Origin of the sequence: Methylobacterium sp. J-001 (assembly GCF_022829565.1) — a bacterium.
In the GTDB taxonomy this organism is placed as follows: domain Bacteria; phylum Pseudomonadota; class Alphaproteobacteria; order Rhizobiales; family Beijerinckiaceae; genus Methylobacterium.
The window spans coordinates 1-25,087 of the sequence record NZ_JAKSYN010000184.1 but is presented as its reverse complement, the minus strand read 5'-3'; the positions used below and the strand labels follow the sequence as shown (position 1 = coordinate 25,087).

Here is a 25,087-nt window from a genome sequence, read left to right as displayed (position 1 = left end):
CTACCGTTCCGGCGCGTCGAGGGGGCGGCCGACGATCAGGTTCATGGCCCGGTCGATCGGGATGCGGGCCCGGGTATGGGCCGGATCGCTGTAGCCGTAGCCGGCGAGCCGTGCCGCGGCCGCGGCCCTCTGGCGATCGAGGTCGGCATAGGGATCGGCCTGCAGATTCGGGGGCGGCGGCGTCAGCGGGGCGGTCTGCTGGCGCGTCAGGGTCGGCAGGCTCCGGCGCTGGCTCGCGCTGAAGGCGCCCATCAGCCAGACCATGGTGCCGATGACCGTCAGCACGGCGAGCGCCAGGCCCGCCATCACCAGCGCGGTGTTGCGGACGCTGACATCGCGCGTCTCGTAGCCGGGACCGTCGGGATCGCGTGGGCGATTGGCCGGCATGCCGCGGGCGGGCCGGCCGCTCAGCAGGCCGCTCCCGCGCAGGGTCAGCCCGGCCAGGATCGCCGGGATCAGGCCGGGGCCGGGGGTGCCGCCCGCGCTCATGCGATCCTCCCGGAAGACCGGGCATTCGGTGCTGCGCGGCCACGCAGCAAGGGCTGGAGCGCGGCGGCCAGGCACGCGACTCCGAGGGCAGCGAGCCCGTCGACCGGGCGGATCACGAACCGGTCGCGCAGAGCCGGCGTGACCAGCCAGAACATCTCGAGGGCATGCACGGCCAACGCCGCGCCGGCCAGGATCCGGGTGGTCGGGCGGCCTGGCCGGAGGGTCGCGAGTCCGGCCAGCACGACGACGATCCCGGCCGCGATCGACAGGCCGCGTCCGAGCCCGCCGCCGCGGGCGAAGTACCAGGCCACCTCCGGCGGCAGGTTGGCCGACCAGGCGATCAGGAACTGCACGAAGTGCAGGAACGCCCAGAGGCCGAGCAGCACCACGAGGGGAACCAGCCGGCCCCGCCCGGGCGGGGTGCGTCCGCGGCCCACCGGCTCCGGCTCCTCCCAGGCGAGCAGGATCGCCGCTGCGAAGGCCAGCCCACTCCACGCGGTCATCACCAGCAGGCCGAGCAGGGCAGAATCGAGCCGCGGATCGAGGGAGGCGATCACGTCGGTGGTGAACAGGGTGCCGACCACCGCGTGCAGGCCCACCGCCGGCACGGTGCGGCCCTCGCCCGGCTCGTCGAAGGGCCGCGCGAAGCGGAACGCCAGCCAGGTCCAAGCCGCGAGATACGCGATCACCCGGGCCGCGAAGAACGGCGCGGTGAACCAGAGCCCCGCCAGCGGAGTGCGGGGCGCCGCCTCGACCCAGGGGTAGAGCACCGGCACCGCCGCGAGGAGGGGCAGCCCCAGCAGCGCAGCCACCGGCATCAGTGCCATCAGCCGGCGCAGGCCCGCCAGAATCTCGACGCCGCCGCGCTCGCGCACGCGCTTGCCGAAGCGCTCGGCTACGATCGTCACCGGCAGGGCGCCCACCGGCAGCGCCAGGAGGACGAGCCAGGCCGCGAGATACGCGCACGCCGTCCCGCGCCAGCCGCCCGCGAGAAAGCAGCAGGCCAACAGGCCGAGCCCGACAAGCCCGAGCAGGATGGGGCGGCTCACTGGGTCGCCTCCAGGCGGGTCCGGTCGTCCGGCGACAGGCTCGCCACCGGGGCGTCCTGGCTGAGCTGGAGCGCCCGGACATAGGCGACGATCGCCCAGCGGTCGGCCGACGGGATCATCTGTGCCATGCCGAACATCGCGCGCCGGCCATTGCCGATGGCGTCGTAGATCTCGGCGGCCGAGGCCTTGCGCAGTGGTTCGGCAGTGAGGTCGCCGGCATGCGGGAAGCCGCGCTGCACGACGATCCCCTGACCGCGTCCGTCCTGGCCATGGCAGGGCGTGCAGAACACCGCGTAGCGCTGCCGGCCACGCTCGACCAAGTCCTCGCTGATCGCCTGCGGCTGCGGCGCCTCGCGGGCCGGATCGGTCCGCGGAACGGTCCCGGCCACGGGCTGACGCATGGTGATCTGGCGGGGGAAGAACGCGTTCCGGTCCCAGGTCTTGGCCCGGGCCTGGTCGTCCATGTTGGCCTCGCCGCAGGCGGTGAGAGCGGAGAGGGACGCCAACAGGGTGAGGCGGACGGCGCACCTCATCGCGGGATCCTGCGGATCTCGAGGGGGCGCCCGGCCTCGACCGGCAGGCTGGTGAGCCGGCGCTCGAACCGGGCCGCGTCGAACCGGTCGCTGCGCGCCTCCGCGGAGAGGAAGAACCGGTCGTCCGAGGCGCGCAGGAAACCCGGGATGTTGAAAGCCGGGTGGTTGAGTCGCGGCAGGCGGTTGAGCACCAGGAGCGCGAGGTGGATCGCGATGCAGCCGGTCATCATCGCGAAGGAGATGCTCGGCACCACGAAGGACGGCCACGACAGGCGCGGGCGCCCGCCGATCAGGAACACGTAATCGTAGGCGGTCGCGTAGATGCACATCGCGTAGAAGCCCGCGCCGCCGAGCAGCGCGCCGGCGAGCGCGTAGGGCAGGATCGAACGGCCCTCCAGGCCGAGCGCCCGCAAGGTGCGGGGCATCGGCACCGGCCCGTGCCCGTCGAGATGAACCTGGTCCGGGCTGATCCCCGACACCGCCTGCAGGGCGGCGGCGAGGTCGGCGTGGCTGGCGAAGGTGGCGGACACGCCCCAGAGCGGGGCCGGCCCGGGATTCTCCTCCGGGCGGAGGGTGGCCCGGGACGCGGCCTCCCGGGCGGCGGCCGCGGTGCCCGGAGCCCGGGCGAGGGCGAGGCGGCGGCTCTCGATGATCGAGACCGCCGGCAGGTAGCGCAGGAACAGCAGCAGCAGGGTCAGGAACAGGCCGATGGAGCCCGCGAAGGTGGCGATACCCCAAGGATCCGGCCCGTAGGGCAGCCGCGAGGAGGGCAGGAAATCCTGGGTCAAGGTGACGACCAGCACCATGACGTGGTCGGCATAGGCCCCGGCCGCGACCAGCAGGCCGACCATCGCGATCGCAAGGGGCGTCGTCCGGGCGCGGGCCGACCAGAGCACCTGCGCCGGCAGGACCAAGCCGAGGATCGCCGTCCAGGAGACCAGGGCATGGTCGCCGGTCATGCGCCGCACCAGCACGGCCCGCGCTTGCGCGTCGCCGTTGAGGAACGTGTCGAAATACTCGGCGGCGTAGCAATAGGCGCTGGCGCAGCCGAGGCAGAGCAGCAGGCGGCCGAGCACGTCGAGGTGGCGCGCGGTCACCAGGCTGTCCAGGCCGTAGACGACGCGGATCAGCACGACGATCGCCGCGGTGACGCCGACGCCGGAATAGACTGCGTTCACCAGGAAGCTCACCGGCAACAAGGTGCTGTGCCAGCCCGGCATCAGCGAGCCGGCCAGCATCACCGAGGCGCCGGTCTGGACCGAGACCACCAGCAGCACGCCGAGCAACGCCACCGTCCGGTAGGCCTGGACCCAGATCTGCCAATGGGCCGCCGAGCCGCGCCAGCCCGAGGCGACGATGCCGTAAATCTGCGCGCGCAGCAAAGCGAGCTTGCGGGTGCGGTCCTTGGCGTCGCTCTGGCGCATCGCCTCCACGAAGGCACGGTCGCGCAGGGTGGCGAGGTCCGGCAGCATCCCGATGAACCAGAGGCTCACGCAGATCACCAGGAAGGCGACGATGTCGATCGCGTCCCACAGAAGCGGCGAGCGGAATTGCGGCCAGAGGTCGTAGGTGTTGGGGTAGGGCAGGTTCCAGAAGAAGAACCACGGCCGCCCGAGATGGATGATCGGGTAGAGCCCGGCCGAGGCGGTTGCGAGCAGCGCCAGGGTCTCGGCGATTCGGTTCACCGCCCCGCGCCACTCCGCCCCGAGCAGCAGCAGCACCGCCGAGACCAGCAGGCTGCCCGACGCCACACCGATCCACCAATCGTAGCTCGCGATGTCGAGCGCCCAGACGACGGCGTTGTTGTTCGCCCAGACCCCCGGCCCGGCATAGAGCAGGTAGCCGAGGGTGAAGCCGAAGACGCCGAGCAAAGCCACCGCCCCCGCGAAGGCGATCCACCAGCGGCGGTTGCGCGGATGGGTCAGCGGGATCGCCGCCACCGCGCCGCCGATGCCCTGGAGGGTCTCCTCCGGGCCGATCAGGGGGCCGGCCGACGGGCCGCCGAGCAGGGCGCCGGACATGCTCAGCCCTCCCGTCCGGTGGGATCGGCGGCGGGCGCGAGCCCGGCGAGGTAGGTGGTGCGCGGGCGCGTGTTCAGGTGGCCGAGCAGCGCATATTCCCGCGGGTCCTTGCGAGCGTCCGAGACCCGGCTCGTCGGGTCGGCGACGTTGCCGAAGGTGATCGCCCGGGTCGGGCAGGCACCTTGGCAGGCGGTCTCGACGGCGCCGTCCGGGATCGGCGCATGCGCGTCCTTGGCCGAGGTGATCCGGGCCGCCGTGATGCGCTGGATGCAGTAGGTGCACTTCTCCATCACGCCGCGGGCGCGGACCGTGACCTCGGGATTGCGCTGCTGCTGCTGCACCGGGGTCATGCCGCCGGTATAGTCCAGGTAGTTGAAGCGGCGGACCTTGTAGGGGCAGTAGCTCTGGCAGGTCCGGGTGCCGACGCAGCGGTTGTAGACCTGGAGGTTCAGGCCCTCGCTGTCGTGCAGGGTCGCCTCGACAGGGCAGCCGACCTCGCATGGCGCCTGCTCGCAATGCATGCACGGCACCGGCTGAAAATGCGTCGTCGGCGCGTCGAGTTCGCCCGCGTAGTAGCGGTCGATCCGCAGCCAACCCATCCAGCGGCCGAGTTCGACCTCCGCGCGCCCGACCACCGGGATGTTGTTCTCCGCCTGGCAGGCGGTGACGCAGGCATTGCAGCCGGTGCAGGCATCGAGATCGATCGCCATGCCCCATTGCGCGGCGACCCAGCGGTCCTGGCTCTCGGGCGGCGGATAGAACGAGGCGGGTGCCGGCGCAGTCTTGGGATCGCCCACCGGCGCGGCGCCGACCGCCTGGACGCGGACGATGTCCTGGCCCTCCATCGTGCCGAGGTTCTGGGTGGTCGCCGGCATGCGGCGGCGGCCGGTCTTGGTGAGCCGCGCCCCGGTCAGCCGCCAGGGTGTCTCAACGGGGCGCAGGGTGGCGGCGTCATAGCCCAGGCCGCTCGACAGGTGGTCCGGTACGTTGCGGCCGTAGCCGAGGCTCAGGGTCACGGTGTCGGCATCCTGCCCGGGCAGGATCCAGGCCGCGCCCTCGACGGCGCGCCCCGCCGCCTCGACCCGCACGATGTCGCCCGTGGCGATCTTTTCGCGCTCGGCGAGATGGGGGCTGAGGGCGATGACGTTCTCCCAGACGATCTTGGTCAGGGGCTTCGGCAGTTCCTGCAGCCAGGCGAGGTCGGCATGGGTCCCGTCCCAGATCGTGGCATCAGGGCGGAACACCACCTCAATCCCGTCTGCGGCGGGCACCGGGGAGGGGGGCACGGCCTGGGTGAGGGCGACCGCTTCCGTCGCGCTCGCGCTGTCGGACCAATACCCCCGGCGCAGGGCGTCGCCGAAGCGGGCCTCGAACGCGGCCGCATCCTCGCCTTCGTTCCGCCAGCGCGCCTTGAGCAAGCCGAGCGCGTCCTCGCCGCCTTCGCTCCCGCGCCCGTCGGTCAGGAAGGCCAGCATGTCCTGAAGGGTGCGGCCGTTGTAGAGCGGCGCAACCGTCGGCTGGATCAGCCCGACCGTGCCGTCGACGGCACGGACGTCGCCCCACGATTCCAGCGGATGGGCGGTGGGCAGATGCCAGTCGGCATGCGCGCCGGTCTCGTCGTAATAGAGCCCGGCATGGATCTTGAGCGGCACGCGCTCCATCCGGGCAGCGAAGTCGAGGGCGGCCGGTGCGTCGTAGACCGGGTTGGCGCCGAGCACGATCAGCACCTTGACGGCGCCGCGCTCCATGGCGTCCGCCAGATCCGCCAGCGAGTCCGTGCCTTGCTCGGCCACGGGTGCCGTGTGCCGCAGGGTCGCGCCGGTATTGCCAAGCGCGCCGTTGAGGCGGTGGACCAGGGCGTGCAGATCCGGGCTCGTGGTCAGGCCGGCCGTGACCAGGCCGGCACCCCGGGCCTCGATCAGGGCCTTGCCGGCGCCCCGGGCCCAGCGGGATACAGGATCGTCGCCCGCAGGCGCCGCGCCGCCGCCGGCCAAAGCTAAAAAATCCCGCGCGAGGGCTTCGAGGCGCCCAGCCGGGACGGGGACACCGTAATCGGCCTTGGCGCTGGTCAGGGTCGGGGTCGGCGCCGCCGCATGTAGGGAGAGCAGGCCTCCCTTCGCGTAGGCCGCGCGGCGAGCCGCGCTCCAGCGCCCCGACAGGCCGACCTGTCCGGGACCCAGGTCGAGGAAGTCCCCGTCCAGGGACACGATGGTCCGCGCCCGACCGAAGTCCGGGATGGTCTCCAGCGGCCGTCCATAGGCGCGGCGCGCGCCCTCGTAGATCGCCTCGCGGCCCACGCCGGCGCCGACGAACCAGCGTAAGGCCGGATAGGCGGCGCGCATCCGGGCGACCTGCGCCGCGACGGTGGGCGAGGTCACCGGGCCGGTCAGCAGAGCGACACCTTCGCCTCCGGTCTCGTGCCAGGCCGGCATCTGCGCCTGCAGGGCCGCCCGGAACGCCGCCCAGGAACTCGGCTTGCCGAGATGCTGCACCGCCTGCGAGCGGAACGGGTCGTAGAGGCCGAGCACGGAGGCCTGCGCCAGCACGTCGGTGCCGCCGAGGCTCCAGGGATGCTCGGGATTGCCCTCGATCTTCAGCGGCCGGCCGTTGCGGGTGGTGACCAGGATGCCATTGCCGAACCCGTCGAACACCGCCGAGGAGGCGTAGGACAGCTCCGTGCCCGGCACGATCCGCTCGGGCTGGTTGACGTAAGGCACCTCGAAGTTGCGTCCGCTCTCCGACCCGCAGGCGGTGAGGCCTCCAAGCGCGAAGGATGCGGCCATCAGCTTGAGGAAGCCGCGCCGCTCCGGGGCGGCGGCGAGCCGCGCCGCGGAGGGGAACTCGGCCGCGAGGTAATCGCGGAATTCCGAACTGTCGGCGACGGCGTCGAGGCTGCGCCAGAAGCGCGGGCCGTCGCCACTGGCGAGTTTCTGGCGCAGGAGGGCGAGGTCGGGATTGCCGGTCATCGGTGGCAGATCCCGCATTCGGTGAGCCGCGCGCCACCGCGGATATGGTACTGGGCCACGAGCTTCGGCCCCAGGGTCTCTTGGTCAGCCGGCGGCTTCCAGTTCATGTTCCAGACTTGATCGGGCGTCCGCACGTACTTCTCCGGCGCCCGATGGCAATCCAGGCAGAACTGCATCTCGAAGGCGTTCGCCCGGTAGGTCAGCTGCATCGAGGTCACGTCGCCGTGGCAGGTCGAGCAGCCGATGCCCTTGGTCACATGCACGGAGTGGTTGTAGTAGACGTATTGCGGCAGCTTGTTCAGCCGCACCCATTCCAGCGGCTTGTCCTGCGCGTAGCTGTCGCGCACCGGCTTGAGCATGTCCGAGCCGGTCCAGATCTGCGAGTGGCAGGTCATGCAGGTATGGGTCGGCGGGATGCCGGCCGATGCCACCTTGTCGACGGTGGTGTGGCAGTAGCGGCAATCGATGCCGAGCTCGCCCGAATGGTGCTTGTGGCTGAACGGCACCGGCTGGGCCGGAGCGATGCCGACCCCGGTGACGTAGTTCGAGCGCACGATCCCGGCCGCCAGAACCGGCAGGCCGACCAGGCAGGCCACACCGGTCATCAAGGCGAGCCGGTAGATCGCATCCGCACCGGGCGTGAACAGCTGCGCCATCAGGCGGCCCCACAGGACGGCGCGGTCCGGTCGACGAATTCGATCTGCTCAGCCTCGCGCCGCAAGCGTCGCCCCACCGTTGGTCCCGAATTGACTGTGCAGCGCAGCGGAGCGCCCGCGCAATGCGACCAAAGCGGCCCGGTGCCGGGAGGCAACCGCGACCGCCCGAGGTCGGAACCTAGAGCTTTTCCAGACGAGAGCTAGAACATGGATCATCAAACCCGGCGCTTCTGACACCGCCCTCGCAGACACTTCCCGCCGGCGGCGCGAGAGCCTATGCGCTGATCAACCAGGGCGCGGCGGCCCAAATCCGTCGCCGACCCACCCCGGACTCGCCCCGGAGCCCTATGGATTCCGATCCCCTCGTCCTGACGTGGCGCGCCGCCCGACGCCTGCACGCAACCGCGGTCACCCTCGTGGTCGGGATCGGCGCGCCGCTCTGTGCCCTCTCCCTGCTGTGCCTGCGCGATCTGGTCGCGGTGCTGCCGCGCGACGAGGCGCCGATGCTGCCGTTCCTGCGGCTTGCCCTGTCGCTGCCGGGTCGCGAGATCGTGCTGGTTCACGGCTTCCCGATGCGCCCCGCCGAGCTGGAGCTCGCCGCCTTTCTGTGCATCGCCGCCTGCGCGCTGGCCCTGGCGGGTGTCGGCTGGGTCGTGGCGCGCCTGTGCTTCAAGGCGCAGAACCAGGCGGCGGATGCCGTCCGGGAGAGCGTCCTGCGAGCGATCCTCGACGCGCCCGCCGGGGCCCGGGACGAGGCGCGCAGCCTAGCCCGCCTGGTCGGCGAGGTTCTCGGCCGGGGCGATCGGCTGTTGGCCGCCGGGATCGTGGTGCCGGCGATGACCCTGGCTGCGCTGTTCCTGGCGCTCGGCTTCGCGGGGCTCGCCGCACCGCGCCTGATCCCGACCGCGGCGATCGGCTTGGCGGCGATCGGCCTCGCCTACGGGCTGGTCCTGCAGCGCGCCCGAGACCGTCAGGACCTGCGCCTGCGCTCCAGCACCCGGGCCGAGACCAACCTGAACGACCTGGTGCGACGCTTGCCGGCCGTGCGCGTCCACGGGGCCGCCGCCCTGGAGCGGACGCGGATCGCGGCCCGGGTCGCGGCGATGCGCACCAATGTCGCCCGGGCCGAGGCCCGGCTGGCCTATGCACGGGCGCCGGCGCTGGCCCTGGCGGTGATCCTCCCGGCCATCGCCATCGGCACGGCCCTGTGGCGCTCCGCGACGCCGGGTGCCCCGTCGGCCCCACCGGTCGATCCGGCTGCGCTGCTCGCGGCCACCGGGGCCTTTGGCCTGGCCGGCTGGCTGGCTGCGATCTGTGCCCGGCTCTGGACGGTGCGCAGATCCGTCCGGCCGCGCTTCCGCGACCTGGCGCGTCTCATCGCCATCCTCCAGGGGCGCCAGGCGAAGGCGGCCCGAACCGGACTCGCCCCGCCGCTCCCCCGGTCCGGGATCCTGGCGACCCAGGGGGTCGGCGCCTTCGACCCGGCCAGCGGCGAGCGGCTGACGGGCGTCGATGTCGCCGTTGTTATGCCGGGCCACGTGGCGATCACCGGCGGCCGGGGCAGCGGCGCCCGGGTGCTCGCGGCGGTGCTGGCGGGACAGATCGAGCCGACTGCGGGCGCCGTCACCTATGCCGGCTCCGACCTGCGCGGCTTCGACGCCGCAGAGCGCGCCCGCCGCATCGCCTTCGCGGCCGGGGAGGCGATCCTGATGGAGGGTTCGCTCCGGCAGAACCTGCTCTACGGCACCGAGCCGGCCAACGCCCCCGACGACATCGCGCTGATCGGGATCTGCCGTCTCGCCGGCCTCGAGGGCTTCGTCTACGCCCGCGGCCTGACCGGTCGTCTCGACCCTACGACCCAGCCCCGGCTAGCAGCGGCGATCGTGGCGGCCCGGCGGACCATGCGGGCGGCGCTCGCCGCCAAGGGCGCCGAGCGCCTGGTCGAGCCGTTCGACCCGGAGCGCTACAACCATCAGGCGAGCATCGGCGAGAACATCCTGTTCGGCGAGCCGGTGGGCGGTGCCTTCGCGCCCCTGCGATTCGCCCGCCACCCCTATCTGCGGGCGGTACTTGAGGCCGAGGAGCTGGTGCGACCGCTCACCGAGATCGGCCTGGCGGTCGCCCGCAGCACGGTGGAAATCTTCGCCGATCTGCCCAACGACCATCCGCTCTTCGACGCCTATTCGTTGTTCCAGGCCTCGGAGCGGGGATATTTCGAAGATCTCGTGGTCCGCCTGCCCAATGCTGCGAATTTGCGTCGCGGCCCGGCCGGCCAGCGCGACCGCACGCGGCTGATCGGCCTGGCCCTGCGCTACAGCGAGTCCCGGCACCGCTTCGGCCTGATCGACGACGCGTTCGAGCAGCGGCTTGTCCAGGCCCGCCGCTCCTTCGCCCGGATGCTGCCGCCCCACCTCGCCGGCGCGGTGGAGTTCCACGATCCGGGCCGCGTCAATCCGGCAGCCAGCCTCGAGGAGAACCTGCTGTTCGGCCGGATCAGCCTCGGCGAGGCCAATGCCGAGCCGCGCGTCCGGGCACTGGTGCAGCGGGTGCTGGCCGACGAGGGGCTCGAAGCCTCGGTCTACAGCCTCGGCCTCGACAGCAAGGTCGAGATCCAGCCCAGCACCGGCGCGCTGGCGGACGGCGCCATCAACGCCCGGGAGCGTGTGGCGATCGAGCTGACCCGCTGCCTCGCCCGGGAACCCGACATCCTGGTGGTCGCGGTGACGCTCGAAGACCGTACGGTCGAGGGTGTGCGCGAGCGCCTGGCCCGGCTCCGCCAGGCGCGGGCCGGACGCGGCGTCATTGTCTGCCTGCCCGAATCGGGCGTGCCCGACGGGATCGAGCCGTTCGACGCGGTGATCGCCGTGGAGAACAGCGCCGTCGTCGCGCCCCAGGCCGCCCAGGCCGCCGAGCCGGAGCCGGAGCCGGCCTTGGCCTGAGGGCTACGGCCTCACGACGGCCGCAATGGCCGGGCAGGTCGAGATGCCGTGCCTGCCCGGCCCCGGTTCCCCCTCGCCCGGGCGATCCAGCACGGACGGTTCATGCCTCTCCCGATACCGAGATCCCTCACCGCCGGCCTCGTGCTCCTCACCGTCTGCGGTTCGAGTGCAGCGCAGGCTGGGAAAGCCGACGCGCCGATCCCGGCCGCGACGCTCGCCCTCATGGCGCAGAAAGGTACCGCGGCCGCCGCCCCGGTGCTGTTCCGGGCCTACAAGAAGGAATCCGAGATCGAGGTCTGGAAGAAGGGCCCGGCCGGGTACGTCCATATCAAGACCTTCCCGATCTGCCGCTGGTCCGGCCAGCTCGGGCCCAAGCGCAAGAGCGGCGACCGGCAGACCCCGGAGGGGTTCTACACGGTGCCCCGGCGCCAGATGAACCCGAACTCGCACTATTACCTGTCCTTCGACGTCGGCTATCCCAACGCCTACGACCGCGCCCATGGCGGCACCGGCTCGGCCGTGATGGTCCACGGCATCTGCTCGTCGATGGGCTGCTTCGCCATGACCGACAACACGGTCGGCGAGATCTACGCCATCGCCCGGGAAGCCTTGAACGGCGGCCAAGCGGCCTTCCAGTTCCAGTCCTATCCGTTCCGGATGACCGCGGAGAACATGGCCCGCCACCGGACCGACCCGAACATCGGGTTCTGGCGCGAGCTCAAGGCCGGGTCCGACCGGTTCGAGGCGAGCCGGGAGGAGCTTCAGGTCTCGGTGGTCGCCGGCCGCTACGCCTTCGCACCGTCCCGGGATCCCGCCCGGGAAGCGGCGGTGGCTACCTACCGGGCGATCGAGGAGGCGCGCATGGCGGCGCTTGCCGAATCCGGGGAACCCGCCGTGCGCACCACCTATTCCGACGGCGGCCAGCACGCGTTCTGGGCGGCCTACACGGCCCGGGGCGGGGCGGTCGGTGACATCAGCCGGCCGGAAGCTCTGGCCTATGCCGGCCAGGAGGTGGTGGTCGTGCCGGGCCATCGGGCACCGCGCCCGGTGCCGGAGAGTGTCTGGGCCGCCTGGGGCGGGCCGGATTCCGGGCTCGCGCTGCGGCAGATGGCGGGTTTCGTGCCGATCTACGAGCGGGCACCCGATCCGTTCGGGGTGCTGGCCTCCCGCCTTCCGGCCCGCTACGGCGACGGCCTGCCTTCCCTGCTCGCGGCGGCGTTGAGCGAATCCCCCGGCCCGGGTGCCGGACGTCCGATTCTCGCAGGCTCGGGGGCGGCCCTGATCGCCTCCGCCGAGCGCCTCTAGGCATGCACCGGCCCCGGAAAGCGGCCCATCCGTGTGCGCGGCCGCACATCACGGCGGCGTGCGGGCCCCCAATTCATTGTAAGGCAGGGGCTGAGCGGTACTCCTGTCCCGTCGGCCTGCCGTATTCAGCGCTACCTTCCCGGAACGGCGACGGGGTTTCGATCGTAACGGATCGGGACCGACTGTCCGCAGATTCGTGATCGCCATGTCCAAGTGTTCCGAGCCGACCATCTGCGCGGCCGATCAGGGCCTCGTCCTCCGATTCTGGGGCGTGCGCGGCTCAACCCCGGTCAGCGGCCCGCAATACGCCGAATTCGGCGGCAGCACGCCCTGCATCGAGGTGCGGTGCGGCGATCGGATGTTCGTGGTCGACGCCGGCTCGGGCATCTACAACCTCGGCCAGGGCCATCGCACCGATCTCCCGCGGGACGTCGATCTGCTGTTCACCCACCTGCATCTCGACCACACTGCGGGACTTCCGTTCTTCAAGCCGGCGGTCCTCGACTCCGACCGGGTGATCAACACCTATTGCGGCAATCTCGGCGGCGAATCGGCCGGTCCGACCCTCGATCGCCTGTTCGCGCCGCCGCTCTTCCCGGTTACCCTCGACAAGCTGTGCTGCACCTTCAATCACCACGGCTTCGAGGCCGGCCAGACCCTGACCTTCCCGGACGGCTCGCGGGTCGACACGATCCTGTTGAATCACCCGCAGGGCTCGGTGGGCTACCGGTTCGAGCATGGCGGCCAACGCCTGTGCCTGATCAGCGATATCGAGCACAGCGATCCCTGGCCCGACGCCGAGCTGGCCCGGTTCGTCGCAGGGGCCGACCTGATGGTCTATGACGGCATGTTCACCGACGGCGAATATCCGACCTGCCGCGGCTGGGGGCACTCGACCTGGCAGAAGGGCGTCGAGCTGGCGCAGACCGCTGGGGTCAAGGCCCTGGCGATCATCCACCTGCATCCGGCCCATTCCGACACGGCGCTCCGCGACATGGAGGCCGACCTCCAGGCGGAGATGCCCACCGCCTTCATCGCCCGCGAGAGCCAGAGCATCACGGTCGGCGCCCCCCGTTCGGTGAGCCGTCGGGCCGGCAACCGCCCGACGGTGGCGCGCGAGGTCCGCCGCCGGATCAAGGTCGCCTGACGCAGGCGATCAGATGGAGCGCCCGCTCCGGGGCCGGCTGAACCGGCGATAGGCGAACAGCACGAACAGTGCGACGCCGATGATCAGGATACTCCAGCCGTAGTTGCTGATCAGCTGTGCATCGATCGGGTGGCCGATCAGGCCCAGCGCGACGAGCAGGCCGAAGACGGCAATCACCGCCGAGATGAGCATCCCTAGAATCATCGCAGTCCCCGGCGCGCCCCGGCCGGCGCAGCCGCCCGGCGAATTCGTCCGTGGAAATGCATGGGGGCGGTGCCCGTTCCCGGTCGCGTCCGGCGCCGTCAGGCGCTAATCGCGCCATCGCGCGCATGGGCGGCTCCCAAGGGGCCGAACTTAGGCTAAGTAGGCGCGCACGACGGCGCCCCGGCGCGCGCGAAGAGCCCGAGACCACGGCGATGACCGGCCAACAGAACACGCCTCAGGACAGCATGCCCGCATCCACCGCCCCCACGGGCCCGCTGCGCCCGCAATCCCAGCTCGTGACGATCTTCGGTGGCTCCGGCTTCCTGGGCCGCCACGTGGTGCGGGCGCTCGCCAAGCGCGGTTACCGGATCCGCGTCGCGGTGCGCCGGCCGGACCTGGCGCTGTTCCTGCAGCCGCTCGGCAAGGTCAACCAGATCGTGGCCGTCCAGGCCAACCTGCGTTACCCCGACTCGGTGGCCCGCGCGGCAGAGCGCTCGGACGTGGTGATCAACCTCGTCGGCATTCTGCAGGAGACCGGTTCGCAGAGCTTCGCGCGCCTGCAGGTCGACGGCGCTGCGGAGATCGCCCGCGCCGCCGCCCGGCAGGGCGCCCGGATGATCCACGTCTCGGCGATCGGGGCGGATCCGGCCTCGCCCTCGCTCTACGCCCGCACCAAGGCCGAAGGCGAGGCCCGGGTCTTCGCCGCCTGCCCGGATGCCGTGGTGTTCCGGCCGTCGCTGGTCTTCGGGCCGGGCGACAGCTTCTTCAACCGCTTCGCCGGCCTCGCCCGGGCGCTGCCCGTGCTGCCCCTCGCGGGCGGCCAGTCGCGCTTCCAGCCGGTCTTCGTCGGCGACGTCGCCGAGGCGATCGCCCGGGCCGTCGATGGCGCCGTGCCGGGCGGCAAGGTCTACGAGCTCGGCGGTCCCGAAGTGGCCACCCTCGAGCACCTCGTGCGCTACATGCTGAAGACGATCCAGCGCAAGCGCGCCGTGGTCGACCTGCCGCTGCCGGTGGCCAAGCTGCAGGCCCGGCTCCTGGAGGTCGCCGATACCCTGACCTTCGGCCTGCTGCCCGACAGCCTGAAGCTCACCCGCGATCAGGTGATCCTGCTCCAGAACGACAACGTCGTATCCGAGGCCGCCAAGGCCGAGGGCCGGACCATCGAGGCAATCGGGATCACCCCGACCGCCGCCGAGGCGGTGGTGCCGGGCTATCTCTGGCCGTTCCGCAAGGCCGGGCAGTTCGCCACCGACCGGGATGAGGAATACCTGGCGGAGGTACCCGACTCGATCGCATCGACGCCCATGGCCCCGGAATCCCAGCACCGGCCGCAGACCGCGTCCGGTCCGGCGATCGGCGCCGATGCCGGCAGCTCCCCGGGCAGCGCCCAAAGCCGCATGGGCAGCCGCTGGGGCACCCGGACGATGAGCTGAAGGATCGGGGCTCCGCCCCGATACCCCGCCAAAGGGCCTCGGGCCCTTTGGGAACCCGTTTCCTTGCCGGTGCGCGGGTTCATATCGCTGTCTTCTTTTGAAGTGTGTGGAACGAGGAGCCGGCGCCTGACCATTCGGGACCACACGATGATCGCCAACCCGTGGAACGGATCGGCAGGCTTGGCGTGAAACGCATTCTCGTCACCGGCGCGGCGGGCTTCGTCGGCGGCCACGTCCTGCCGCTCCTGGCCGCGTCGGGCGCCCGCGTGGTCGGGATCGGCCGCGGTGCGCCCGGGACCCTGCCTGCGGATGTGGATTACGAGCGCATCGACCTCCTCGACGAAGCCGCGCTGACCGGACTCGTAGCGCGTTTCCAGCCGACTGAGATCCTCCACTTGGCCGGTCTCGCCTCCGTGGGCGAGTCTGCCACCGGGCCGGGGCAGACCTGGCGGGTGAACGTCAACGGCCTGATGAACCTCGTGGCTGCCGTGGAGTCGGTGCCGGGCTGCACGCTGTTCTTCGTCAGCTCGGGCGAAGTCTACGGCGGCGCGTTCCTGGCCGGCCACGCCCTTTCCGAAGAGGCCGAGCCCCTGCCGCGCAACACCTACGCCCGCTCGAAATGGGTTGGCGAGCAGCTGCTGCGCGACCTGCTGCCCCGGATCGGCGTGAAGCTCGTGGTGCTGCGGCCGTTCAATCATATCGGCCCGGGCCAGGACGAGCGCTTCGTCGTCGCCTCCTTCGCCGGGCAGATCGCCCGGATCGAGGCCAACTGCGCGCCACCCCTCCTCGAAGTCGGCAATCTGTCCTCCTACCGCGACTTCCTCGACGTCGCCGACGTGGCGGGCGCCTATGTCGAGCTGATCGGCCGGGCGGAGTCCCTGCCGGACGGGAGCGTGTTCAACATCAGTTCCGGCGTGCCCCGCACGATTGCCAGCGTCCTCAACGGCCTGCGCACGCTCGCCCGGGTACCGTTCGAGATCCGCATCGCCCCTGAGCGGGTGCGCCCGAGCGAGATCCCGCTGGCCGCGGGCGATGCCACCCGCTTGCGCGAAGCCACCGGCTGGCAGCCCCGGGTCGCCTGGGACGACGCCCTCACCCGGGTGCTGGACGATGCCCGCACCCGGCTGGCGCCGGCCAAGGGCTGAGCGCGCCCTACCGGACCACCCCCTGCGCCACCAGCGCGTCCCGCACCTCCGCCGAAACCTCCAACCGCTCGGCCAGGATGTCCCGGCTCGAATCCCCGAGGCCCGGCGGCATGCGGCGGACGGGGAGGCGGCGCCCGTCCAGGCGGTAGGGCGGGGCGATCACGTGGGCGTTGCCGGCCCCCTCGACCACGAGCCCGGCCTCCCGGGCACGCTCGCAGGTCAACGCCTCGCGCAGGCCCATCACCTCGCCGCAGGGGATGCCCGCACCGCGCAGGCGCGCGATAAGCGCCGCGCGCTCCCATGTGGCAAGCTCGGCCTCCAGGATCGGAATGAAGGCGGCGCGGTTCTTCGAGCGGTCGAGGTTGGTGGAAAAGCGCGGGTCGGCACAGAGGTCCGGCCGCTCCAGCACCTGCTCGCAGAAGCGGCGGTACTGGGCATTGTTGCCCACCGTGATCACCACCGGCCCGTCGCCGGCCTCGAACACCCCGTAGGGCACGATCGACGGGTGGGCGTTGCCGTAGCGCGGCGGGTCGATGCCCCGGGCCAAAGCCTCCAGGCCATAGTAGGAGGTCAGCGCCACGCCGCAATCGAACAGGGCGAGATCGATGGTCCGGCCGCGCCCGGTGCGCTCGCGCTGGAACAGGGCTGCGAGCACGGCCTGGGCGGCGTATTGCCCGGTGAACAGGTCCACGGCCGCGACCCCGAACTTCAACGGCGGCCCGCCGGCCTCGCCGTTGAGCGCCATCACCCCGGATTCGCCCTGCACCACCAAGTCGTAGCCGGGCCTTCCGGCCTCCGAGCCGTCCGAGCTGTAGCCGGCAATCGAGCAGTAGATCAGCCCGGAATTCTCAGCGGAGAGCGCCGCGTAGCCCAGGCCGAGCTTCTCGGCACCGCCGGTCTTGAAGTTCTGGACCAGCACGTCGCTCTCGCGGGCCAGCGCCTTGACGATCGCCAGCCCCTCCGGCGTGGCGAGGTCGACCCCGATCGAGCGCTTGTTGCGGTTGACGCTATCGAAATACGAGGTGTTGCCGGGGCTGGTCGCCACGCCCCAGTCGCGCGTGTCGTCGCCGCGCTCCGGATGCTCGACCTTGATCACGTCGGCGCCGAGGTCGCCCAGCACCTGCGCGCACCACGGACCGGCCAGGACCCGGGACAGGTCGAGGACGCGGATCCCGGCGAGGGGGAGATCTTGGGACGGATCGGTTTCCATGGAACGGGTCCTCAAGCTCCCATCACGCCGTCGAGGCCGCGCACCGCTGCCACGAGCTTCGGCCGCACCACGTCCATCAGGAACCGAGCGTCGGTAATGACGGTGGGGGCGCCGCAATTGACCGACATGGCCGGCAGGCCGCCGCCGGGATAGAACCCCACCGCGATGGCGCAGACCGTCTCCTGCCACTCGCCGAAGGAGGTGCAGCAGCCGATCTCGCGATGCTCGGCCACCGCCCGGTCGAGGCCGGCGCGCAGGGCGGGCCAGGCCACCGGGTCGAGGGCCTTCAAGTCCTCGTAGATGCTCTCGCGCTCGCGCTCGGGGCAGACCGCCACGTAGGCGCGGCCCATGGCGCTGCGGGCGAGCGAGATCCGCGAGCCGGTATCGAGGTTCAGCGAGATCGCAGCCGGCCCGCGCTGGCAATCGACGTAGCGCATGCTGAGCCGGTCGCGCACGCCGAGCCCCACCGAGGCGTTGGCCGCCTCCGCGACCGCCCGCAACACCGGCCGAGCGATGCCGCGCACGTCGAGCCCGCCGAGCGCGGCCGAACTCAGGGCGATCGTCGCATTGCCAAGCCGGTAGCGGCCGGTCTCGGCGGTGTGGTGCAGGTAGCCGAGCTTGGTCAGCGTGTAGGTCAGGCGCGAGACGGTGGAGCGCGGCAGGCCACAGGCCGCCGCGAGGTCGTGGTTGGCGAGGCTGGTCCGGCCTGGCCCGAAGCAGGCGAGCACCGCGAGGCCGCGGGCGAGCGCCGTGACGAAGTGGCGATCCTCCTTGGCGCCGTCCTCCCTGGCGCCGTCGCCCGGCGCGGCCTCGGGATCGGCAAGCAGGGCCTCGTCCGTGGCGTTCATCGGCGCAGGAACGCCGCGAAGGCCGCCTGGGCCTCCGGGCCCCGGCGCAGCGCGTGGAACACCTCCGCCTCCTCGGCGAGGGTGCGGGCGACGGTCTCATCCTGGCCCCGGCGCAGGGCCTGCTTGGTCGCAGCGATCGAGGCCGGGGGCAGGGCCGCCAGGGCGCTGGCCCGCCCGAGGGCGGTCTCCAGGGCCGTTCCCGCCGGGACCGCGGCGTTGACGAGGCCGGCCGCCACCGCCTCCGGGGCGCCGAAGCGCTCGCCCAGCATCAGCAGGTCCGCGGCCCGCTTGGTGCCGGCGACGAGCGGCAGGAGGTAGCTCGACGCACCTTCGGGACTAAGGCCGAGCGCCGTGAACGGCAGGCGGAAGCGGGCGCCGTCCCCGGCATAGGCGAGGTCGCAATGCAGCAGCAGCGTCGTGCCGATGCCGACCGCGTGCCCCTCCACAGCCGCGACGACGGGCTTCGGGCAGCCGCGCAAGGCCTTCAGAAAGATCAGGCCCGGACTGTCGCCGCCGGCCTCGACATCCTGGAAGTCCTTGAGATCGTTGCCGGCGGTGAAGCAGCCGCCCGCCCCGGTGAGCACCACGGCGCGCACGGTCGCGTCGGCGCCGGCCGCGTCGAAGGCGGCGGTGAGGCCTGCATAGGTCGCCCGGTCGAGGGCGTTGCGCCGCTCCAGCCGGTCGATGGTGACCAGCCGGATCCCGGGCTCCGGATCGGCGATGCGGACGCTCACAAGACGGCCCCGCCGGCATACGCTGCCGAGACGCCCGCGAGCCCGGCCCGGGCGGCGGCGTATTCCCGGGCGAGCCGGGCCACGAGGTCGGCGGTGGCTGGGGCGTCCGCGATGGTGCCGACCCCCTGGCCGGCGCCCCAGACGTCCCGCCACGCCTTCACGCTGGTGCTGCCGAAATCCATTGCGGTCTTGTCGCGCACCGGCAGCGCCTCGGGATCGAGCCCGGCGGCGCGGATGCTCGGCGTCAGGTAATTGCCTGGCACGCCTGTGAAATACGGGGTGTACAGGACGTCGGCGGCGGCGCTGCCGGCGATCATGTCCTTGTAGCCGGACGCGGCGTTCGCCTCCCGGGTGGCGATGAACCGGGTGCCCATATAGGCGAGGTCGGCGCCCATGGCCTGGGCGGCCAGGATCGCCGATCCGGTGGTGATCGCCCCCGACAGGATCAGGGGACCGTCGTAGAAGCGCCGGATCTCGCCGACCAGGGCGAAGGGGCTGAGGGTGCCGGCATGGCCCCCGGCGCCGGCGCAGACCAGGATCAGCCCGTCGACTCCGGCCTCCAGGGCCTTCTCGGCGTGGCGGACCGTGGTGACGTCGTGGAACACCACGCCGCCATAGGCGTGGACCGGGCGGATGACCGCGTCCGGGGCCCGCAGCGAGGTGATGATGATCGGCACCCGGTGCCGGACGCAGGCCTCGACATCCTGCGCGAGGCGGTCGTTCGAGGTGTGGACGATCTGATTGACGGCGAAGGGCGCGATCTTTCGAGCCGGATCCTTCGCGCGCGCTTCAGCGAGCGTCCGCGTAATCGTCGCAAGCCATTCGTCGAGAAGCTCGGCGGGCCGCGCGTTGAGCGCCGGGAACGCGCCGACCACTCCGGCCAGGCATTGCGCGATCACGAGCTCCGGTCCCGAGACGAGGAACATCGGCGCGCAGATCACGGGCAGGGCGAGCCGGTCGCGCAGAACTTCGGGGAGGCGATTTGGGGTGCGGCGTCCGGCTGGATTCCGCTCGGGGCCGTCGCTCATCGGAGGCTGCCGGATTGTTGGCCGATACCGCGCACAGCGATCCTCCCTGATGGGTCGGGGGGCCCGGCCGTTGGAACCCGCCGGGGCGGATCCGAGCCGGAATCGCGCCCGGGGCGAGTCTGAATGGCATGGCGCCTGGCACCGGTCAAACGGCCCCGCTGGGATGTGTCTGCGCTGCGGAACGACGCGACGAAGCCGGTCTTTGAAACGGACGTATCCTTGACGTCCCAGCCCTCGCGGATCAACATCCCGCCCAATTGCAAACGACAATTCTGCAGTCCAGAACAGGGAGAGCAGCGCTTTGGTTCGTTACGAGGTCGATGGCGGCGTGGCCGTGCTCACGCTCGCCAACCCGCCGGTCAACGCGCTGGGCGCCGCGCTGCGGGGTGCCCTCGACGCCGCCCTGGCGCGGGCGGAAGCCGACGAATCGATCAGGGCGATCGTGCTGGCGGCCGAAGGCAAGGTGTTCGTCGGCGGCGCCGACATCTCGGAATTCGGCAAGCCGCCCCAGGCCCCGAGCCTGCCGGACGTGCTGGAGCGGCTCGATGCCGGGGGGAAGCCGGTGGTGGCGGCCATCGGCGGCGCGGCGCTGGGCGGCGGGCTGGAACTGGCGATGGCCTGCCACGGCCGGATCGCGGCGCCCACGGCCAAGCTCGGCTTGCCGGAGATCAAGCTCGGGATCATCCCGGGGGCCGGGGGCACCCAGCGCCTGCCGCGGCTGATCGGGCCGGACGCCGCCTTCACGATGATGCTCACCGGCGAGCCGGTGACGGCCGAGACGGCAGCAGGGCTCGGGATCGTCGACGCCGTGGTGCTCGGCGACCTCGTGCCGGCTGCCCGCACCCGGGCCCTGGAACTCGCCGATTCCGGCGCCCTGCCGCGGGTGCGCGACCGGTCGGACCGGCTGACCCCGGAGGCCCGCCAGGCCTTCGAGGCCAAGGCCGCGGAGGCGGTGAAGCGCGATCCTGAGGCGACCAACGTCCACGCCCTGGCCCGGGCCGTGCGCGCCGGCCTGGACCCGGACGCGTTCGACGCGGCGGTCGCCGTCGAGCGGGCCGAGTTCCGCACGCTGGTGGAGGATCCACGCTCCAAGGCCCTGCGCTACGCCTTCTTCGCCGAGCGCGAGGCCGCCCGGGTGCCGGGCCTGTCGAAGGACACGCCCCGCCGTTCCATCCAGACGGCCGCGGTGATCGGCGCCGGCACGATGGGCGGTGGCATCGCCATGTGCTTCGCCAATGCCGGCATCCCGGTCACCGTGATCGAGACCGAGGCCGGCGCCCTGGAACGCGGCCTCGACCGGGTGAAGGGCCTCTATGCCGGCTCGGCCAAGCGCGGCTCGATCACCGAGGCCCAGCGCGACGAACGGATCGGCCGGATCACCGGGGCGATCGGCCTGGAGAACGCCGGAGAGGCCGACATCGTGATCGAAGCGGCCTTCGAGGACATGGCGGTCAAGCGCGAGATTTTTTCCAAGCTCGACGGCATCGCCAAGGAAGGCGCGATCCTGGCGAGCAACACCTCCTATCTCGACGTCGATGCGATCGCGGCCGTGACCGGGCGGCCGCAGGACGTGCTCGGCCTGCATTTCTTCAGCCCGGCCAACGTCATGCGGCTCGTCGAGGTGGTCCGCGCTGGCAAGACCGCGCCCGACGTGCTCGCCACCGCACTGGATCTGGCCAAGCGCCTCAACAAGCTGCCGGTGACCGTGGGCGTCTGCTTCGGCTTCGTCGGCAACCGCATCCTGGAGCGCCGCAGCCGCGCCGCCGAGCGCCTGCTGCTCGAAGGCGCCCTGCCGCACGCGGTCGACGCCGCCGTGACCGGCTTCGGCTTCCGGATGGGGCCCTTCGCCATGAGCGACCTCGCCGGCCTCGATATCGGCTGGCGCTCCCGCAAGGATTTTGGCGGCCGGGCGCCGGTCGCCGACGCGCTGGCCGAGATGGGCCGGTTCGGCCAGAAGACCGGCCGCGGCTTTTTTGTGTATGCGGACGGCGCCCGGACGGGCACGCGCGATCCCGAGGTGGACGCGCTGATCGAGAAGACCGCCGCCGAGCACGGCATCGCGCGCCGCACGTTCAGCCCCGATGAGATCGTGGCGCGGCTGATGTACCCGATGGTCAACGAGGGCGCGCGGATCCTCGAGGAGGGGATCGCCGCCCGGCCCGGCGACATCGATACGATCTGGATCAACGGCTACAACTGGCCGGCCTGGCGCGGCGGCCCGATGCACTGGGCCGACACGGTCGGGCTCAAGCATGTCGCCGAGGCGCTGACGCGCTTCGCCCGGGAGACCGGCGACGACAGCCAAGAGCCGGCGCCGCTGCTGCGCGAGTTGGCGGATGAAGGTGGACGCTTCGCCACATGGAAGGCGACGGCCTGATGGCCTGCCGTCCGATGAGGGTGCCGTTGCGGGGTCGTTCGTGCGCTGCCCCTTTCCCGGGCGCATGGAGCGTCAGCGGAATGCGACCCGGGACCCAGCACAAGACCACGCGAAGCGTCCTTACAAAGAGATCTGTGCCGCTCCGCGGCGCTCGTCTTGCTGGGTCCCGGATCACCTTCCACTGCGTTTCAGGCGTCCGGGAAAGGGGCGCGGTTCATCCGCCCAAGGCTGCCAAGCTCATGGCGAAGAGCGGTTTTTGGATTACGCTTTGCGCAGCTTGCCCGAGCGGAACCATCACATCGACCGACCGCAACGCCGTTTTGAATCCCCGGAGGAGCCCGGCATGACCGACGCGGTGATCGTCTCGACCGCCCGTACGCCGATCGGCAAGGCCCATCGCGGCGCGCTGAGCCGCACAGACGGCGCCGACCTCGCGGCCCACGCGATCCGGGGCGCCCTGGACCGGGCCGGGCTCGAGCCGGAAGCCGTGGAAGAGGTGGTGCTCGGCTGTGGCTATCCGGAGAACGCTACCGGCGGCAACGTCGCCCGCCACGCCGCCCTGGTGGCGGGGATCCCGGTGGAGTCGGCCGGCGTCACGGTCTCGCGCTTCTGCGCCTCGGGGCTTGAGGCGATCGCCAGCGCGGCCCGGCGGATCATCCTCGATGGCGTGCCGGTGGCGGTGGCCGGCGGGGTCGAGTCGATCAGCCTGGTTCAGCCGAAGGTGCAGCGGGAGCTGACCCGCAACGCCTGGTTGGAGGCGCACCTGCCGGCGATCTACATGCCGATGATCGAGACCGCCGACATCGTCGCCGAGCGCTATCGGATTTCCCGGGAGGCGCAGGACGCCTTCGCGCTGGAGAGCCAGCGCCGCACCGCCGCCGCGCAGGAGCGGGGCCTGTTCGACGACGAGATCGTCCCGATGAGCGCCGTGATGGCGGTGACCGACAAGGCCACCGGCGAGACCCGGGAGGTCGAGACCCGGCTCGCCAAGGACGAGGGCAACCGGCCCGACACGACGCTCGAAGGCTTGGCGAAGCTCAAGCCCGTGCGCGGGGAGGGCGCCTTCATCACGGCGGGCAATGCCAGCCAGCTCTCGGACGGCGCCGCCGCCAGCGTGCTGATGTCGGCTACCGAGGCCGCCCGGCGGGGCCTGACGCCGCTGGGCACCTTCCGGGGCTTCGCCTCCGCTGGCTGCGGGCCGGACGAGATGGGCATCGGCCCGGTCTTCGCGGTGCCGCGCCTGCTGGAGCGGCAGGGGCTCACGGTCGCCGACATCGACCTGTGGGAACTGAACGAGGCCTTCGCGTCCCAATCGGTCTATTGCCGCGACAAACTCGGGATCGATCCGGACAAGGTCAACGTCAACGGCGGCGCCATCGCGGTCGGCCATCCGTTCGGCATGTCGGGGGCGCGGCTCGTGGGCCACGCCCTGCTGGAAGGCCGCCGCCGCGGGGCGCGCTACGCCGTGGTGACGATGTGCGTGGCCGGCGGCCAGGGCTGCGCCGGCCTGTTCGAGATCGGCGGCTGACGATGGATCTGCGCTTTACGCCGGACGAGATCGCGTTCCGCGACGAAGTCCGCAGCTTCTGCCGGACGGAGATCCCGGCTGACATACGAAAGAAGGTGTCGGAGGGGCGCAGCCTCGCCAAGGAGGACATCGTCGCCAGCCAGCGGATCCTCAACGCCAAGGGCTGGGCGGTGCCGCACTGGCCGCAGGAATGGGGCGGCCGGGATTGGACCTCGATCCAGCGCTACATCTACACCGAGGAGCTGTTCCAGGCGGCGGTGCCGCTGCCGCAGCAGTTCAACTGCTACATGTTCGGCCCCGTGCTCGCGACCTTCGGCCGGCAGGACCAGAAGGAGCGGTTCCTGCCGCGTGCGGCCAATCTCGACGATTGGTGGTGCCAGGGCTTCTCCGAGCCCGGCGCCGGCTCGGATCTGGCCTCGCTCAAGACCAAGGCCGTGCGCGACGGCGACCACTTCATCGTGGACGGCCAGAAGACCTGGACGACGCTGGGCCAGCACGCCGACTGGATCTTCTGCCTCGTGCGCACCGACTTCGAGGCGAAGAAGCAGCGCGGCATTTCCTTTCTCCTGATCGACATGAAGACGCCCGGCATCACCGTGCGGCCGATCCTCACCCTGGAAGGCCGACACGAGGTCAACGAGGTGTTTTTCGACTCGGTCCGGGTGCCGGTCGAGAACCTCGTGGGCGAGGAGAACCGGGGTTGGGACTACGCAAAATTCCTGCTCGCCAACGAGCGCACCGGCATCGCCCGGATCGGCCTGACCAAGGAGCGGATCGCCCGGATCAAGCGCCTCGCCAAGGAGATGCCGGCGGGCTCCGGGACCATGTGGGACGACCGCGACTTCCGCGGCCGGGTCGCGGAGGTCGAGGTCGAATTGAAGGCCCTGGAGATCACCCAGATGCGGGTGGCGGCCAAGCAGGGTCGCGCGGATTCGGTGGAGCCCGACCCCGCCTCCTCGCTCCTCAAGATCCGCGGCTCGCAGCTCCAGCAGGCGGCGACCGAGTTGCTGGTCGCGCTCGCTGGCCCGTTCGCCCTGGCGGCGCCCGCCCGCGGGGCCGGAGCCAACAACCTGCCCGGCGGCTTCGACTGGGTCGATGCGGCGGCGCCGAGCTACTTCAACAACCGCAAGGTCTCGATCTACGGCGGCTCCAACGAGATCCAGCACAACGTCATCGCAAAGGGGATCTTGGGGCTGTGAGGCGGGGCGGGCCGCCAGCCACCCCAGCCGATCCCACCCACCGCTTTGCGGCTATCGCATTCCCAGATCGGGGCTTCTCGGTCGCAAGTCCTTAAAACACAACGCGTTTCCCCTCCCCGTTGTGGGGAGGGGGCAGGGGTGGGGGTGGTGCAGAAGGCACCGTCACGCCCGGTCCTGCACCACCCCCACCTCCCACTCCTCCCCACAAGGGGGAGGAGAGCGCGTCGCGCCTCACATGAATCGATGTGGGAACATCGTGACCCGCAGAGGGGGAGG

At 71.5% G+C, this 25,087-nt stretch carries 19 protein-coding genes; 8 read left to right on the top strand and 11 right to left on the bottom strand.

Annotated elements, in window-relative coordinates; translation table 11 throughout:
• Genes MKK65_RS22430 through MKK65_RS22405 form a run of 6 tightly spaced genes read right to left on the bottom strand, consistent with a single transcriptional unit; the run spans nucleotide 1 to nucleotide 7,714 of the window.
• Nucleotides 1-489: a hypothetical protein gene (locus MKK65_RS22430; RefSeq protein WP_243960279.1), complete on the bottom strand. Its 489-nt coding sequence runs from the start codon at nucleotides 487-489 to the stop codon at nucleotides 1-3.
• The gene (locus tag MKK65_RS22425) at nucleotides 486-1,538 is read right to left on the bottom strand and encodes a hypothetical protein (protein ID WP_243960278.1); all 1,053 of its coding nucleotides are present in this window, start codon (nucleotides 1,536-1,538) and stop codon (nucleotides 486-488) included. The genes MKK65_RS22430 and MKK65_RS22425 overlap by 4 nt, the downstream gene beginning before the upstream one ends.
• Nucleotides 1,535-2,071, bottom strand: coding sequence for a c-type cytochrome (locus tag MKK65_RS22420; RefSeq protein ID WP_243960277.1), 537 nt, complete (start codon nucleotides 2,069-2,071; stop codon nucleotides 1,535-1,537). Before MKK65_RS22420 ends, MKK65_RS22425 begins: the two co-directional genes overlap by 4 nt.
• Nucleotides 2,068-4,092 (bottom strand): quinol:electron acceptor oxidoreductase subunit ActD, encoded by a 2,025-nt coding sequence (locus MKK65_RS22415; RefSeq protein ID WP_243960276.1) that lies wholly within the window; start codon nucleotides 4,090-4,092, stop codon nucleotides 2,068-2,070. The genes MKK65_RS22420 and MKK65_RS22415 overlap by 4 nt, the downstream gene beginning before the upstream one ends.
• Nucleotides 4,093-4,094: 2 nt before the next feature.
• Nucleotides 4,095-7,058, bottom strand: a complete 2,964-nt coding sequence (locus MKK65_RS22410; RefSeq protein WP_243960275.1) for a TAT-variant-translocated molybdopterin oxidoreductase — start codon at nucleotides 7,056-7,058, stop codon at nucleotides 4,095-4,097.
• On the bottom strand, nucleotides 7,055-7,714 hold the full coding sequence (locus MKK65_RS22405; protein ID WP_058190686.1) for a cytochrome c3 family protein: 660 nt from the start codon (nucleotides 7,712-7,714) through the stop codon (nucleotides 7,055-7,057). The genes MKK65_RS22410 and MKK65_RS22405 overlap by 4 nt, the downstream gene beginning before the upstream one ends.
• A gap of 347 nt (nucleotides 7,715-8,061) precedes the next feature.
• On the opposite strand from MKK65_RS22405, the gene MKK65_RS22400 reads away from it, so the two are divergent.
• From MKK65_RS22400 to MKK65_RS22390, 3 genes are all read left to right on the top strand, one after another.
• Nucleotides 8,062-10,653, top strand: a complete 2,592-nt coding sequence (locus tag MKK65_RS22400) for an ABC transporter ATP-binding protein (protein ID WP_243960274.1) — start codon at nucleotides 8,062-8,064, stop codon at nucleotides 10,651-10,653.
• 102 nt (nucleotides 10,654-10,755) lie between these two features.
• The gene (locus tag MKK65_RS22395) at nucleotides 10,756-11,958 is read left to right on the top strand and encodes a murein L,D-transpeptidase family protein (protein ID WP_243960273.1); all 1,203 of its coding nucleotides are present in this window, start codon (nucleotides 10,756-10,758) and stop codon (nucleotides 11,956-11,958) included.
• 205 nt (nucleotides 11,959-12,163) lie between these two features.
• Nucleotides 12,164-13,105 carry an MBL fold metallo-hydrolase gene (locus MKK65_RS22390; RefSeq protein WP_243960272.1) on the top strand — a complete coding sequence of 314 codons (942 nt, stop codon included), beginning with the start codon at nucleotides 12,164-12,166 and terminating at the stop codon, nucleotides 13,103-13,105.
• Nucleotides 13,106-13,114: 9 nt separating this feature from the next.
• Here the strand turns inward: MKK65_RS22390 and MKK65_RS22385 are convergent, their stop codons facing one another.
• Nucleotides 13,115-13,297 (bottom strand): hypothetical protein, encoded by a 183-nt coding sequence (locus tag MKK65_RS22385; RefSeq protein ID WP_243960271.1) that lies wholly within the window; start codon nucleotides 13,295-13,297, stop codon nucleotides 13,115-13,117.
• A gap of 224 nt (nucleotides 13,298-13,521) precedes the next feature.
• Between MKK65_RS22385 and MKK65_RS22380 the strand changes: the two genes are divergently transcribed.
• Nucleotides 13,522-14,742, top strand: coding sequence for a complex I NDUFA9 subunit family protein (locus MKK65_RS22380; RefSeq protein ID WP_409565482.1), 1,221 nt, complete (start codon nucleotides 13,522-13,524; stop codon nucleotides 14,740-14,742).
• Nucleotides 14,743-14,927: 185 nt separating this feature from the next.
• Nucleotides 14,928-15,887, top strand: a complete 960-nt coding sequence (locus tag MKK65_RS22375; protein WP_243960269.1) for an NAD-dependent epimerase/dehydratase family protein — start codon at nucleotides 14,928-14,930, stop codon at nucleotides 15,885-15,887.
• 7 nt (nucleotides 15,888-15,894) lie between these two features.
• Here MKK65_RS22375 and MKK65_RS22370 read toward each other — a convergent pair whose 3' ends face one another.
• Genes MKK65_RS22370 through MKK65_RS22355 form a run of 4 tightly spaced genes read right to left on the bottom strand, consistent with a single transcriptional unit; the run spans nucleotide 15,895 to nucleotide 19,707 of the window.
• Complete coding sequence (locus MKK65_RS22370; RefSeq protein WP_243960268.1) at nucleotides 15,895-17,097, bottom strand: CaiB/BaiF CoA transferase family protein; 1,203 nt, start codon at nucleotides 17,095-17,097, stop codon at nucleotides 15,895-15,897.
• An 11-nt stretch (nucleotides 17,098-17,108) separates the two neighbouring features.
• On the bottom strand, nucleotides 17,109-17,945 hold the full coding sequence (locus MKK65_RS22365; RefSeq protein WP_243960267.1) for an IclR family transcriptional regulator: 837 nt from the start codon (nucleotides 17,943-17,945) through the stop codon (nucleotides 17,109-17,111).
• The gene (locus MKK65_RS22360; protein ID WP_243960266.1) at nucleotides 17,942-18,679 is read right to left on the bottom strand and encodes an enoyl-CoA hydratase-related protein; all 738 of its coding nucleotides are present in this window, start codon (nucleotides 18,677-18,679) and stop codon (nucleotides 17,942-17,944) included. The genes MKK65_RS22365 and MKK65_RS22360 overlap by 4 nt, the downstream gene beginning before the upstream one ends.
• Nucleotides 18,676-19,707 (bottom strand): NAD(P)H-dependent flavin oxidoreductase, encoded by a 1,032-nt coding sequence (locus tag MKK65_RS22355; protein WP_243960265.1) that lies wholly within the window; start codon nucleotides 19,705-19,707, stop codon nucleotides 18,676-18,678. Before MKK65_RS22355 ends, MKK65_RS22360 begins: the two co-directional genes overlap by 4 nt.
• A 301-nt stretch (nucleotides 19,708-20,008) precedes the next feature.
• On the opposite strand from MKK65_RS22355, the gene MKK65_RS22350 reads away from it, so the two are divergent.
• From MKK65_RS22350 to MKK65_RS22340, 3 genes are all read left to right on the top strand, one after another.
• Nucleotides 20,009-22,084: a 3-hydroxyacyl-CoA dehydrogenase NAD-binding domain-containing protein gene (locus tag MKK65_RS22350; protein ID WP_243960264.1), complete on the top strand. Its 2,076-nt coding sequence runs from the start codon at nucleotides 20,009-20,011 to the stop codon at nucleotides 22,082-22,084.
• Nucleotides 22,085-22,427: 343 nt separating this feature from the next.
• Nucleotides 22,428-23,612, top strand: coding sequence for an acetyl-CoA C-acyltransferase (locus MKK65_RS22345; RefSeq protein ID WP_243960263.1), 1,185 nt, complete (start codon nucleotides 22,428-22,430; stop codon nucleotides 23,610-23,612).
• 2 nt (nucleotides 23,613-23,614) lie between these two features.
• A complete protein-coding gene (locus MKK65_RS22340) occupies nucleotides 23,615-24,811 on the top strand; it encodes an acyl-CoA dehydrogenase family protein (protein WP_243960262.1) in 1,197 nt (398 codons plus the stop codon).
• Nucleotides 24,812-25,087 lie beyond the last annotated feature (276 nt).